Raw genomic sequence first — 12,573 nt, 5'->3', positions numbered from 1 at the left:
GAATCCTCTTCAAGTGGCTCTCAAATAATCCTCAACTGACCGCCAATCAGGTTCACCGCGAGGATACAGAGGCCGATTTTTACAGGTGCAAGAGGTGCCGCAGTCAAGAGGCGCAACAGGCCACCGCCGACCGCAACCTCAGCGCCATACGCAATCTCACAAGGAGCCATCTTATGGCAGTGCCAAGCAATGCAGGGATAGAGATCAAACACTTGAAAACATTGACCGCGCTGGCCGAGCAGGGCTCGCTGGCCGGTGCGGCGCTGACCCTCAACCTCACCCAGTCCGCCCTCTCCCACCAGCTCAAAGAGCTGGAGACCCGCCTCAATCTGGAGCTCTACCTGCGCAAAAGCCGCCCGCTGGTGCTGACCGCGGCAGGCGGCCAGCTGCTCGTCCTCGCCCGTCAGGTACTGCCCGCCCTGGCCCAGACCGAGAAGCAGTTGCAGGCCCTGCAGAGCGGCGATGCGGGCAGGCTGCATCTGGCGCTCGATTGCCACAGCTGCATCCAGTGGCTGCTGCCGCTGTTGCCCGATTTTCGCCGCCAGTGGCCTGGGGTGGATCTGGAGGTGGAGTCAGTGCCGGGCTTTGATGCCATCAATGCCCTGCTAGGCGGCCAGCTCGACCTGCTGCTCACCTCGGACGTGCAGGCCCGCGGCGATCTCCACTTCGAGCCGCTGTTTGCCTTCGATCTGACTCTGGTGATGGCGCCGGATCATCCTCTCTGCCACCAGAGCCGCATCGAGCCGGGCGATCTGGGGCCGGAGGTGCTGCTGGTCTATCCGGTGGAGCGCAGCCGCATGGATATCTTCAGCCGCTTTTTGCAACCCGCCGGGGTGGAGCCCGCTCGCTGCAAGCCGGTGGACAACACCTCGGTGATGCTACAGATGGCCGCCGCAGGACTCGGGGTCGCCGCCTTGCCGCGCTGGGCCAGCGACGAGTTTGTCAGACAGGGGATGCTCTGCGCCCGTCCCCTCGGCAGCGGTATTCGTCGCCATATGTATGGCGCGGTGCGGGCCGCCGATCGGGATCAAGCCTGCCTGCAGAGCCTGTTCGAGCGCATTCGCCGCAAGATGGAGGGATAGCCCTCCTCAGCGTGGCTGACCGACCTCTGCCAGCAGTGCAGGCAACTGCACCTTGATAAAGTCGATGAGGGCCCTGACCGCCGGTGACAGACCGCGCCGCGCGGGATAGAGCATCACCAGCTTGCCATCTTTGGGACGCCACTCGGGCAGCAGTTGTTGCAGCCGCCCATCCGCCAGCTCATTCACGCAGGCGTAAAGTGGCAAGCCCACCATTCCTAGCCCCGCCAGCGCCGCCTGCTTGAGGGTTTGCACATTGTCGCTGCGCAACAGCACATTGACCGCCACCTCCTCACTCTCCCCACTGTCGTGCCGTAGCCGCAGCAGGTCAGCCTGACGCTCCAGCGAGCTGAAAAGCAGGGCATCCTCTCCCTCCAGCTGGCGCGGATGCATCAGTGCACCGTGGCGGGAGAGCCACTCCGGGGTCGCCAGCACGCCCCACTGCACCGTACAGAGCGGCACCTGCACCAGACTGGAGGGGGGCTGCTCGAAGGCCACCCCTCGGATCACCACATCCAGCCCCTCCTCCAGCAGATCCACCTGCCGATTGCTGGCTTGCACGGCGAGCCTCACCTTGGGGTATTGCGCCATAAAAGCGGGCAGCAAGCGGGCGAGCAGCGCATCGGCCATGGTAATGGGCACGCTGATCCGTACCAGACCGCTCGGCTCCTGCTGCCGTTGCCGCACAGCCGCCTCTCCGGCCTGCGCCTCGGCCAGCATCGCCTGACAGTGGCGATAGAGCACCTCACCGGCATCGGTCAGGCTGAGCTGGCGCGAGGTACGTTGCAGCAACCGGGTATCCAGCCGCTCCTCCAGCAGCCGGATCCGGCGCGAGATCCGCGACTTGGGCACGCCAAGCGCCCGCGCGGCGGCAGTGAATCCCTGCCGCTGCACCACATGGGTGAAGAGATAGAGATCATTCAAATCAAGTTCCAGTGGTGTCATCGGGCTGCCTTGGTCAGGGTGAGGTGCATTTACATCGTTCCATTGATAGAACGATAAGAACCTATTTCACCAGATTGTCGCCATTTTTGCAGCCATCATAATGGCCCTGTCCCCATCAGACGGTTGCTGCGCGGGCAATCCGCCCCACCAGCCAGGGCCGTTTGACTGTTCCGATATCACAAGGAGTTCACCATGAAACTGCGACAAATCTGCTCTGCCACCCTGCTCGGTCTGGCGACCCTGGCCGCCACGCTGGCCACCACAGCGACACCGGCCATGGCCGCCGAGGCTGCCAGCCATCCGACTGTATCACCCAACCGCTATCTGGAGATGCTCTCCCGAGACAATGCGGTACTGCTGCTGGTCGACCATCAGGTCGGCTTGCTGAGCGGCGTGCGCGACACCACGGTGGGCGAGCTCAAGCACAACGTGGTGGCGCTGGCCAACGCCGCCCGCGCCCTCGGCGTGCCGGTGATCGTGACCGCTACCATGCCCGATGGCATGTGGGGCCCCACCATGCCTGAACTGACCAGTGCCCTGCCGGATGTGAAGGTGATCAACCGCACCGTCATCAACGCCTGGGATGATCCCGCCGTGCGCGCCGCCATTGAGAAGACCGGCCGCAAACAGCTGATCATCGCCGGGGTATCCCTCGAGATCTGCGCCAGCTTCCCGGCCCTCTCTGCCAAGGCTGCCGGCTATGATGCCCGGGTGGTGCTCGATGCCTCCGGCACCTTCAACGAAGCCAAGCGCACCACTGGGCTGCAACGCTTGCTGGGTGCCGGTATCCCGGTCACCGATTACGCCTCCGCCGCAGTCGAGATGCTGCGCAGCAACGTCGACCCCAAGGCGCACGATGTCTACAGCGCCCTCGACATGCCTTTCGCCACCCTGGTGTGGCAGATGCAAGAGGGTGCCAAGAAGTCGTAACTCGCCTCGCCTTCGGTCAGATGACCGAAGGCATCTTTTATCTTCTGGAGGATCCATTGATGACCAGACGCCTGACTCTCTCCGCCCCCGTCAAGGGCCAACCGCTGCGCATTGGCAGCGGCTTTGAAGCCAGCCATTTTGGCGAACACTTTTTCAACGGTCTGATAGACCCCGTGGTGATGGTGGATCACTTCCAGATGACCGCCCCCACCTTCGAGCCCCATCCCCACGCCGGGATCTCTGCCGTCACCTATCTGTTCGAGGATTCGACGAGCCCCCACGTCAACTACGACTCCCTCGGCAATCAGGGCCCCATCGAACCGGGCGCGCTCCACTGGCTGGCGGCCGGGCGCGGGGCCGTACATACCGAGCAGCCGGAGGGGGCATCGCCCTATGTCCACGCCCTGCAGATCTTCGTCAACCTGCCTGCCCGTCAGAAGATGGCGTCGCCTTTTGCCGTCCACGCAGCCGCAGCCACCATCCCCGAGTTTCATGGCGAAGGGGTGCGAGTACGGGTGGTCGCAGGCCACAGCAACGGGATAACGGCACCACACTCGGTAGAACTGCCCCAACCCTTTACCCTGCTCGATGGCCATTGCGCGCCCGGCAGCCGCTTCACCCATCTGCTGGCGGCAGGCTGGAATGCCATGATCTATTCCCTGACTGGATCGCTGACCCTGCAGGCGGAGGGAGAGCGGCACCTCATCCCGGCAGGTCACGGGATGGGTGTCAGCCTCTCTGCCGATGGCGGCGAGGCGGCGGCACTGCAACTTGAGGCCACCGAGCCCTGCCACTTTGTGCTGCTCTCAGGCCAGGCGCTCAATGAACCCCTGGTCAAACATGGCCCCTTCGTCATGAACAGCCACGACGCCATTGCAGATCGGCTGCATGCCTATCAGCGCGGCGAATTTGGTCAGCTCAACGATGAGTGGCTGCGCAACGGCCAATATCGGCCATGAGCACGCTCGCTGGCCACCAGCCACAAAGCACGCGCTGGCCTCTGGTCTTCCTCGCCATTTTTGCCGGTGCCAGCGGCGCTCTCTGCCTTGGCAAAGTGCCCGCCGTGCTCGGCATACTGCGCAGCGAGCTGGGGCTGACACTGGTCGAAGCCAGCTATCTCGCCTCAGCTTTCAATACGCTGGCGATCCTCTGCAGCCTCTTTCTCGGCCTGTTGCTGACCCGCTGGAGTGGGCGGCAAACCGGGGTTGTCGGGCTTTTGGTTATCGTCACAGGCGGTGCGTTGGCGCTGCCCGCCACCGGGCTGGCCATGATGCTGCTGTCGCGCATTGTCGAGGGGATTGGCTTTTTGCTGGTCTCGGTGGCTATGCCCGCCTTTATCGTGGCGGTGACCCGGGAGGAGGATAAACGGCTGGCCTTGAGCCTGTGGGCGGTCAACCTGCCTCTCGGGGCGGCGGCGGGTATGCTGCTCACCCCCTGGCTCACGGCGCAAGGTGGCTGGCGACTGGCCTGGCTGATCCTGATTGCTCTGCAACTCTCGGCTCTGCTGCTTCTGCTCGCCAGTCGCTCGGCAGATGGGCTGCGGGTCGGGGGGCCCACAAACGCGGCTAACGCAGGCCGCCCACTGCGCCAGCTCACGGTGCTCCGACAACTGACACTCTGGCGCTACGGGTTGGCGTTCACGCTCTACAGCCTGATGCTCTGGGCGCTCTTTGTCTGGCTGCCAACCATGTTGCAAGGCACTCCCGGGATTGGCCAAAGCCAGATCGCCCTGCTTTCGGCGCTGGCGGTGGTCGCCAACATTCCCGGCAACCTGATGGGGGCATGGTTGCTGCGCCGGGGCGTGGCGCGAGATCGGCTCATCAGCTGGGCACTGGGCCTGATGGCACTGTGCGGCATGCTCGCCTTCTGGCCCGGCCTGTCGCCGTGGTGGGCCTATGGATTGTGCCTCGTCCTCTCCCTGTCGGGTGGTATGGCGCCGCCGGCTATCCTCTCGTCTGCGCAGGGAGTGAGTCAGGGGCCGGTGCAACTGGCCATCGTGCAGGGCTTTTTTGTCCAGCTCGCCAACTTCGGTCAGCTGCTGGGCCCCCTGTTGCTGGCGGCCCTGATGACGGACAGCGGCCATTGGGGAAGCGCTCGCTGGCTCTTTCTGGGCGGCTTGCTGCTGGTCGCGCTGCTCTATGCCGCGGGCCACCTGCCGGGCTCAAGCATGGCTGAAAAACAGGCTCGATCGCATTCTCGGCAAGATGGAAGATGACGAATAGAGAGGGAAACATCACAGTTATCGCAGGGAATGCTGGCCGGACAAGAGGCTGTTCAATATGTTAACTGTTTAATCTTGCTTAACGGTGGCTGCCATGTCTCAAGTCGATCTCAATCTCTTTCGCGTCCTCGATGCGGTGATCCGCTATGGTGGTGTCACCACGGCCGCCGAGATGATGGAGATGACCCCCTCGGCCATCAGCCAGGCCATCAGCCGCCTGACCAGCCTGGTGGGCGAGCCGCTGTTTGTCCGCCAGGGACGCGGCATCACCCCCACGGCGCGAGCGCTCAGTCTGCACCACGAGATCATGGTGCCGCTGCACGACATGGAGCGCAGCCTGCAGCGCACCGATCTCTTTGATCCCCAGACCAGTCGGCGCACTTTTCGCATCGCGGGGGTGCCCGATATCGATATCTTCTTCCTGCCGGAGCTCAACAACCTGCTGCAGACCCAAGCCCCCAACTGTCAGCTGGAGTGGAACACCCAGGTGCAGGACGAAGCCCTGCGCCAGAACAGCCTCTATCTGCACAGCGTGGATCTGGTGCTGGCCACCAAGCCGATGGCGGAGCAGGGGATCGAAAACGAGCAGATCATGTCCCAGGCCCTGCGCATCGCCTGCCGCAAGGATCACCCCAGGATCCGCCAGGCCCCCGACATGGCCACCTTCTTCAACGAAAAGCACGTGGTATTGCAAACCAGGCGGCTCGACAGCTTGCTGCTCAACACCCTGACCAAGGCGCCGCTGCCGCCGCGCCAGATTGCCTACGAGAGCGACTCCCTGCTCACCGCCCTTCATCTGGTGAGTCGTACCGACTGGCTCTGCGTCGCCAGCCAGTGGCACATGGAGAAGCTGGGGCAGGCACTGGATCTGGCCAGCTATCCCCTCCCCTGGCTCTCGGAGGATTGCCCCGTCTACATGAGTTGGCACAAGAGCTCCGGTCAGGATACCGGGCTTAATTGGCTCAAAGATCAGGTGCGGGCCGTCAGTTCATTTTAAGTATGCTTAACAGTCAAGCATGCCCATCTCCTCATCCTGGCTATCGCTCTTCTGGACAAACCGCCTTATGGATAATCCCCTTCAGGATAATCGGGCGCCTTTTCTCAACCATTAAGGCGCAGCTCATGACGACATCGTTGTGCCGAAATAGCTGCGCAGCGCCTCCACCACCCGCCGCACCTTCTCCGGGATCTCCCGCTGCGGCGTGATGGCGTGGATCTCCATCGGCTGCACCCGAAAACCGGGCAGCAATTCCAGCAGACGCCCCTGCGCCAGATCCTCGCCAATCTCCCCCTCCGGTTGCAGCGAGCTCCCCTGCCCTGCCAGCGCAAACTGGCGCAGGGGCAACACGTTGTTGCAGAGCACCTTGGCCTTGAACCTCACCCTGTGCTCGCCCCCCTTCTCATCCTGCAGCAGCAAACCGTTGCCCAGCATGTCGCCGCAGAGCCAGTCGTGGGTGGCCAGATCGGCGGGCGTGCGCGGCGCTCCCTTGCGCGCCAGATAGGCGGGGGCGGCGCAGAGCAGCATCCGGGTTTGCCCCAGTTTGCGGGCCACCAGGGTCGAGTCAGGCAAGGTGCCGACCCGCAGCGCCACGTCGATCCGCTCGGCAATCAGATCCCGCTTCTCGTCGTCGGCGATGATCTGGATGGTGAGGCCGGGATGGGCCTGCAACAGCGGCGAGAGGGCCAGAGCCAGCGGCTGGCCCGCCATCCCCACCGGGGCGGTGATCCGCACTTCCCCGAGCAGGGCGTCGCGCACCTCCGAGAGGCGCAGCTCGGTCTCGCTCAGAGTCTGCTGCAACGCCCGACACCCTTGCCACACCACCTCTCCCGCCTCGGTCAGACTGAGACGACGGGTGGAGCGATGGAGCAGGGGCAGTCCAAGCAGGCTCTCCAGCTGGCTGATATGCTGACTGACGGCAGAGGGGGTCATGCCGAGGGATTTGGCCGCCCCTGTCATGCTGCCCGCGTCCACCACGGCAGCGAAGATGGCGTAACGTCTGAGCTGTTCCATTATTAAATCCAGCTTACAAGTGAATGCATTTTAGAGGTGATTATTAAATCATAAATGGCGGCGTAGGATAGCCCCATTCCAACAGTGAAGGAGAGTTCCCCATGAAGATTGCCCTGATCGGTGCCAGCGGTTTTGTCGGTTCAGCCATCCTGAACGAGGCCGTCAGCCGCGGCCATCACGTCACCGCCATCGTCCGCGATGTCAGCAAGGTGGCCGCCCATCCGCAGGTCACCGCCGTGGCGGTGGATGCCCAAAACCCGCAGGCATTGGCCGAGGTGCTCAAGGGGCACGATCGGGTGATCAGCGCCTACAACCCGGGCTGGACCACACCGGATATCTACGACCAATACCTCAAGGGCGCCAACGCGATTGTCGCAGCAGCCAAAGCGGCCAACAGCTGGCTGCTGGTCGTGGGTGGTGCCGGCAGTCTGGAGGTTGCCCCCGGCGTGCAACTGGTGGATACCTCGGAGTTTCCGGCCGAATGGAAACAGGGGGCGCTGGCGGCCCGCGACGGTCTCACCGCCCTGCGTCGTGAAACCACCCTCGACTGGCGCTTTGTCTCCCCCCCGGTGTTCCTCGAACCGGGCGAGAAGCGCGGCGGCTATCGGATTGGTGGCGATCAGGTGCTCTTTAGCGGCGAACAGCCTGCCGGGATCACCGCCGGTGATCTGGCCGATGGCGTGCTGAACGAGGTGGAAAAACCGGCTCACCAGCGCCAGCGCTTTACCCTGGGTTACTGAGAGCCAGCAGGCGGTTAAGGCCAGAATACGCGGTCACTCGCCTGTGCTTTCGGTCAGGTGAAAAACCGCTCAACCAGAAGGGAGGCATCCGCCTCCCTTCTGGTTTGGCCATTTTCTGTTTTGATCTTTTTTACCGGTTGCAGCTTGCCTCTGGTTATCACTCTCCCTCCCATCATTTCCCATTCCGCCCTTAATTGCTGCGCAAAAACCCGTCAGCCCATCAGGAGCCGAATTCCATTTCGAATTTTGTATATAACTAAGAATAATTTGTTGTTTCCGTCTTATAACGCCGAACAGTAGCATCCCCTTCATTCCAGATGGCGCCACACCGCTGCGCATACCGCCACACTGTCGCGCCATCCCGTTTGCCGCTTATCAGGTCTGCCAACAGCGGAGGCAGTGCAAGAGATGGCGCCAGAGATAACGAAAGAGTGAGGAGGTGCACATGGAACATTCACCACTGCCGATCATCGATCTGGCTGCCCTCAACGGGGCACCCGAGGTGCGTCGCCCTATGCTGGCCCGGCTGGCCGCGGCCGCCCGCGACGTCGGCTTTTTCTATCTGACAGGACATGGCATGAGTGACGCCGAGCAGCGGGAAACCCTGACGCTGGCAGAGCGCTTCTTTGCCCTGCCGGTGCAGGAGAAGCTGGCGGTGCAGATGGTCAACAGCCCCCACTTTCGCGGCTATAACCGGGTCGGTGCCGAGCTCACCCGAGCGCGGCCGGACCTGCGGGAGCAGTTCGATATCATTAATGAGGCGCAGGCTCTGCCTGCAGCCCTGATCCGTGAACCCTGGCAGCGGCTGATCGGCCCCAACCAGTGGCCAACTACCCTGCCAGAGATGAAAGCCCATCTGCTGGCGTGGCAGGAGCGGCTGAGCAACATCACCCTCACCCTGCTGGCCGCTTTTGCAGAGGTGCTGGAGCAACCGGCCAACGTGTTTGACGACAGCATCCGCGGCGCCCCCTATCAGCACATGAAGCTCATTCACTACCCGGGGCAAGAGGCGGGCGGCAGCAGTCAGGGGGTCGGCGCCCACAAGGATCCTGGCTACCTGACGCTGGTGATGCAGGACAATCACTCGGGGCTTGAGGTCGAGACGGCCGACGGCTGGATCTCCGCGCCCCCCCTGCCGAGAGCGCTGGTGGTCAATATCGGCGAGCTGCTGGAGCTGGCCTCCAACGGCTATCTCAAGGCGACCCTGCATCGGGTGGTAAGCCCGCCGCCCGGCGTATCGCGCCTCTCCTGCGCCTTCTTTATGGCGGCGCGGCTCGATGCCACCGTGCCACTGCTCAGCCTCTCCCCAGAGCTGGCAGCGCAGGCGCAAGGGCCGGAGAGTGACCCGACCAACCCGCTCTTCTATCAGGTAGGGGAGAACGTGCTGAAAGGGCGGCTGCGCTCCCACCCGGATGTGGCGGCGCGCCACTATGGGCCGGTGGAACCTGCTCACCTCCCGCGCACTGAAAGCGAAGCGATACCGGCCTGAGCAGCGCAAAGATGCGCATGCGGGTATATGCATAAGCCACAAGCCGCATGCACATACCCGCGCTGACAAAAACAACAAGCAACGAACAACAAAACAAGTCATGGCCAGAGCCTGGCCATCACGGAGCAACACGATGAAATTCAAGACCATGAGCGTACACAGCGGCCAGCGGATCGACCCACAGACCGGCGCCCTCACCACCCCGCTCTACCAGAGCAGCACCTTCAGCTACTTCAACGCCCAGGCGGGCAAGGAGCGCTTTGCAGGTCAAGCCCCCGGCTTTATCTACAGTCGCTTTGGCAACCCCACCACCGCCGAGCTGGAGCAGAAACTGGCGGCGCTGGAAGGTGCCGATGAAGCGCTGGTGGTGGCGAGCGGCATTGCGGCGGTAAGCGCCATCATGTATGCGCTTGCCGACAGCGGCGATGAGGTGGCCTATATCGGCCCGCTCTACGGCGGCACCGATGCGTTCCTCAAGCAGACCTTCAGCCGCGCCGGTATCAAGATCACCGCTTACGAGAGCGACCGGGATCTGCTGGCCAACATCCGCCCTGCTACCAAGGTGGTACTGTTCGAAACCCTGACCAACCCCACCCTCAAGGTGGTGGATCCGCGGCTGGTGGTGGAAGCGGCCCGCAAGGTGGGCGCCATTACGGTATGTGACAACACCTTCCTCACCCCCTACCTGCTGCGTCCGCTGGAGCTCGGGGTCGATGTGGTGATGCACAGCGGTACCAAATATCTGGGCGGCCACGGCGACATCATCGCCGGGGTGGTGGCGGGCTCCCACGCCCTGATGAAGTCGATCCGCACCGTGGCCCTCAAGCATATCGGCTCCCCCATCGGCCCGCAGGAGGCCTACCTGCTGCAGCGTGGAGTCAAGACCCTGCCGCTGCGGATGGATGCCCACCTGCACAATGCGCAGAAAGTGGCCGAGTTTCTGGCCGCCCACCCGGCAGTGAAGAAGGTGATCTACCCGGGCCTTGCCAACCATCCGGGCCACGATGCCCTCGGCGCCTTCGCCAGCGGCTTTGGCGGCATGGTGAGCATCGAGCTGGAGGGCGGGTTTGAGCGCTGCGCCACCCTGCTCGATAACCTGCAACTGTTCGTGCAGGCGGTGAGTCTGGGGGATCTCGAGAGTCTCGCTTGCCATCCGGCCAGTACCACCCACGCCGCCATGGACGAGGCGAGCCGCCTCGCTGCCGGAGTCAACGACGACCTCATCCGCTTCAGCATCGGGGTGGAAGATGCGGACGACCTGATCGCCGATCTGGCCGCCGCGCTGGCGCAGATCTAACCGGGCGCGCTTTTTACTCGCCGACAAAACAGCGGCGAGTGAAATGCCCCAAAAACAACAACGGCCCATCAAGGGCCGTTGTTGTTTGGTGCGCTATGGAAAGACGGGATTTACTCCTCCCACACCACCACTTGGGATGAGGGCCAGCGATCCCCGACCTGAGCATATTTTTGCTCCAGCAGGTGACGCTTGATCTTCATGGTGGGGGTCAGCACGCCGTTCTCGATATTCCAGGGGGTTTTCACTACCAGAATACCGCGGATCTTGGCGTGGGATTCCAGCTGATCGTTGACCCGTACCCGCGCTGCTTCCAGTCTGGCGTTCACCTCCTCCCGATTGCCCTTCATGGCGCTCTCGGCCAGTTGCACCAGCGCAATGGGCTGCGGCATGCCGTAACCAATCACGCAGAGCTGTTCGATAATGGGCTCCTGCCCCAGCAGTCCCTCGATGGGCACCGGCGCCACATACTTGCCCTTGGCGGTCTTGAACACATCCTTCATCCGGCCGATGATGGTGAGATAACCCTCCTTGTCCAGCTTGCCCATGTCGCCGGTGTGGAGCCACCCCTCGGCATCGATGGCCTCGGCGCTGTGCTCGGGATCCTTGTAGTAACCCAGCATCATCCCTTCGCAGCGGCAGAGGATCTCACCCTCGTCGGAGATCTTGATGGTCACCCCGATCCCCGCCTTGCCGACGGTGCCGATCTTGTCAGCTCGGAACGGGTAGTTGATGGTGGAGTAGGCGTGGTTCTCGGTCATGCCCCAGGCTTCAGTCACCTTGAGGCCGATGCTCAGATACCACTCAAGCAGCGCAGGGGAGACAGGCGCGGAGCCGCAGCCGAGTACCCGGGCCTGATCCAGTCCCAACCCCTTTTGCAGCTTGCGTTTGATAATGCCGGAGATAAGCGGGATCTTGAGCAGCAACGCCAGTTTGTTCTGGGGCAGCTTCTCGTGGATCTTGATGCGGAACATGGCCCACAGCCGCGGCACCGAGATAAAGACGGTGGGACGGCAGCGTTTGACATCTTCAATAAAGGTGTCGAGGGATTCGGGAAAGGCGATGGTAGCGCCGCCATAGAGGCTGCCGCCGTAGATGTAGACCCGCTCGGTAATATGGGCCAGCGGCAGGTAGGAGAAGCCCCGATCGGCCTGGCTCAGGCTCACCGTCTCCACCAGCTTCTCGCACGACCAGGCGTAGCGCTCGACGCTCAGCATGGCCCCTTTCGGTTTGCCGGTACTGCCGGAGGTGTAGACCAGACTCAGCAGGGAGTCAGGGGCCTGCACCGGGCTGTCAGGGATCGGCTCATGCGCCTCCAGCAGATCGTCCCACTGGTGGCTGGCTGGCATGGTGTCATAGGGGAAGGCGATGCGCAGCAGATCGGTGGGTACGCCAGCCTCCTGACTCTTCCAGTCATCCAGCTTGCCGACGAAGATCGCTTTGGCCTCGCTATGGCGCAGCACATATTCGATGGTGTCGACGTTGGCGGTCGGGTAGATGGGCACGCTCACATACTGCCCCATCTGCATCGCCAGATCGGCGATAAACCACTGGGCGCAGTTCTTGGAGAGCAGCGCCACCTTGTCACCGGCCACCAGACCGAGGTGACGCAAGGCCGTCACCATCCGCCGCGCTTCATCGGCCACTTCACCCCAGGTGAAATCGACATATTCGCGGTTGATGGTTTGACGCAGGTAGGTTCGATCAGGACACTGCCGCTCCCAGTGATAGAGCATCTCGAGCGGCAGTTTATTGGCAATACGTGAGGAGGAGGCCATAGTTTAATCCCTGAAACAAAAGGCGAAACTTATTATTAACCTTTCACTAACTTCAGGGGAAGGATAAACTCAAACTTCAGTTTGAA

General features: G+C 62.7%; 11 protein-coding genes. 8 read left to right on the top strand and 3 right to left on the bottom strand.

The window, feature by feature from the left end:
* The first annotated feature begins 173 nt into the window (after nt 1–173).
* Complete coding sequence (locus ACTG2B_RS08945; protein WP_317113434.1) at nt 174–1,082, top strand: LysR substrate-binding domain-containing protein; 909 nt, start codon at nt 174–176, stop codon at nt 1,080–1,082.
* Between the two features lie 6 nt (nt 1,083–1,088).
* On the opposite strand, the gene ACTG2B_RS08940 is transcribed toward ACTG2B_RS08945, so the two are convergent.
* The gene (locus tag ACTG2B_RS08940; protein ID WP_439995547.1) at nt 1,089–2,024 is read right to left on the bottom strand and encodes a LysR substrate-binding domain-containing protein; all 936 of its coding nucleotides are present in this window, start codon (nt 2,022–2,024) and stop codon (nt 1,089–1,091) included.
* Nucleotides 2,025–2,216: 192 nt separating this feature from the next.
* On the opposite strand from ACTG2B_RS08940, the gene ACTG2B_RS08935 reads away from it, so the two are divergent.
* The 4 genes from ACTG2B_RS08935 (at nt 2,217) to ACTG2B_RS08920 (ending at nt 6,172) form a co-directional block, all read left to right on the top strand.
* A complete protein-coding gene (locus ACTG2B_RS08935) occupies nt 2,217–2,954 on the top strand; it encodes an isochorismatase family protein (protein WP_139731006.1) in 738 nt (245 codons plus the stop codon).
* A gap of 59 nt (nt 2,955–3,013) precedes the next feature.
* Complete coding sequence (locus ACTG2B_RS08930; protein ID WP_439995546.1) at nt 3,014–3,913, top strand: pirin family protein; 900 nt, start codon at nt 3,014–3,016, stop codon at nt 3,911–3,913.
* Complete coding sequence (locus tag ACTG2B_RS08925; RefSeq protein ID WP_439995545.1) at nt 3,910–5,169, top strand: MFS transporter; 1,260 nt, start codon at nt 3,910–3,912, stop codon at nt 5,167–5,169. Before ACTG2B_RS08930 ends, ACTG2B_RS08925 begins: the two co-directional genes overlap by 4 nt.
* A 100-nt stretch (nt 5,170–5,269) precedes the next feature.
* The gene (locus ACTG2B_RS08920; RefSeq protein WP_013723653.1) at nt 5,270–6,172 is read left to right on the top strand and encodes a LysR family transcriptional regulator; all 903 of its coding nucleotides are present in this window, start codon (nt 5,270–5,272) and stop codon (nt 6,170–6,172) included.
* A gap of 123 nt (nt 6,173–6,295) precedes the next feature.
* Here the strand turns inward: ACTG2B_RS08920 and ACTG2B_RS08915 are convergent, their stop codons facing one another.
* On the bottom strand, nt 6,296–7,186 hold the full coding sequence (locus ACTG2B_RS08915) for a LysR family transcriptional regulator (protein ID WP_439995544.1): 891 nt from the start codon (nt 7,184–7,186) through the stop codon (nt 6,296–6,298).
* Nucleotides 7,187–7,287: 101 nt separating this feature from the next.
* Here ACTG2B_RS08915 and ACTG2B_RS08910 point away from each other — a divergent pair, with 101 nt between their 5' ends.
* The 3 genes from ACTG2B_RS08910 (at nt 7,288) to ACTG2B_RS08900 (ending at nt 10,712) form a co-directional block, all read left to right on the top strand.
* Nucleotides 7,288–7,926, top strand: coding sequence for an NAD(P)-dependent oxidoreductase (locus ACTG2B_RS08910; protein ID WP_439995543.1), 639 nt, complete (start codon nt 7,288–7,290; stop codon nt 7,924–7,926).
* Nucleotides 7,927–8,371: 445 nt separating this feature from the next.
* The gene (locus ACTG2B_RS08905) at nt 8,372–9,415 is read left to right on the top strand and encodes an isopenicillin N synthase family dioxygenase (RefSeq protein WP_439995542.1); all 1,044 of its coding nucleotides are present in this window, start codon (nt 8,372–8,374) and stop codon (nt 9,413–9,415) included.
* 133 nt (nt 9,416–9,548) lie between these two features.
* Complete coding sequence (locus ACTG2B_RS08900; protein ID WP_439995541.1) at nt 9,549–10,712, top strand: trans-sulfuration enzyme family protein; 1,164 nt, start codon at nt 9,549–9,551, stop codon at nt 10,710–10,712.
* A gap of 110 nt (nt 10,713–10,822) precedes the next feature.
* Here the strand turns inward: ACTG2B_RS08900 and ACTG2B_RS08895 are convergent, their stop codons facing one another.
* The gene (locus ACTG2B_RS08895) at nt 10,823–12,487 is read right to left on the bottom strand and encodes an AMP-binding protein (protein WP_439995540.1); all 1,665 of its coding nucleotides are present in this window, start codon (nt 12,485–12,487) and stop codon (nt 10,823–10,825) included.
* Nucleotides 12,488–12,573: the final 86 nt, after the last annotated feature.

This window comes from Aeromonas sp. 30P (genome assembly GCF_051919805.1).
GTDB classification, from domain to species: domain Bacteria; phylum Pseudomonadota; class Gammaproteobacteria; order Enterobacterales; family Aeromonadaceae; genus Aeromonas; species Aeromonas veronii.
The sequence above is the reverse complement of the archived record's forward strand: the minus strand, read 5'-3'. Positions and strand labels throughout refer to the sequence as shown.

Bases quoted from the DNA above. Each gene is read 5' to 3' on its own strand.
- ACTG2B_RS08910 (WP_439995543.1), top strand. From the start codon at position 7,288: ATGAAGATTGCCCTGATCGGTGCCAGCGGTTTTGTCGGTTCAGCCATC.
- ACTG2B_RS08895 (WP_439995540.1), bottom strand. From the start codon at position 12,487: ATGGCCTCCTCCTCACGTATTGCCAATAAACTGCCGCTCGAGATGCTC.
- ACTG2B_RS08945 (WP_317113434.1), top strand. From the start codon at position 174: ATGGCAGTGCCAAGCAATGCAGGGATAGAGATCAAACACTTGAAAACA.
- ACTG2B_RS08930 (WP_439995546.1), top strand. From the start codon at position 3,014: ATGACCAGACGCCTGACTCTCTCCGCCCCCGTCAAGGGCCAACCGCTG.
- ACTG2B_RS08920 (WP_013723653.1), top strand. From the start codon at position 5,270: ATGTCTCAAGTCGATCTCAATCTCTTTCGCGTCCTCGATGCGGTGATC.
- ACTG2B_RS08915 (WP_439995544.1), bottom strand. From the start codon at position 7,186: ATGGAACAGCTCAGACGTTACGCCATCTTCGCTGCCGTGGTGGACGCG.
- ACTG2B_RS08935 (WP_139731006.1), top strand. From the start codon at position 2,217: ATGAAACTGCGACAAATCTGCTCTGCCACCCTGCTCGGTCTGGCGACC.
- ACTG2B_RS08905 (WP_439995542.1), top strand. From the start codon at position 8,372: ATGGAACATTCACCACTGCCGATCATCGATCTGGCTGCCCTCAACGGG.
- ACTG2B_RS08940 (WP_439995547.1), bottom strand. From the start codon at position 2,024: ATGACACCACTGGAACTTGATTTGAATGATCTCTATCTCTTCACCCAT.
- ACTG2B_RS08925 (WP_439995545.1), top strand. From the start codon at position 3,910: ATGAGCACGCTCGCTGGCCACCAGCCACAAAGCACGCGCTGGCCTCTG.
- ACTG2B_RS08900 (WP_439995541.1), top strand. From the start codon at position 9,549: ATGAAATTCAAGACCATGAGCGTACACAGCGGCCAGCGGATCGACCCA.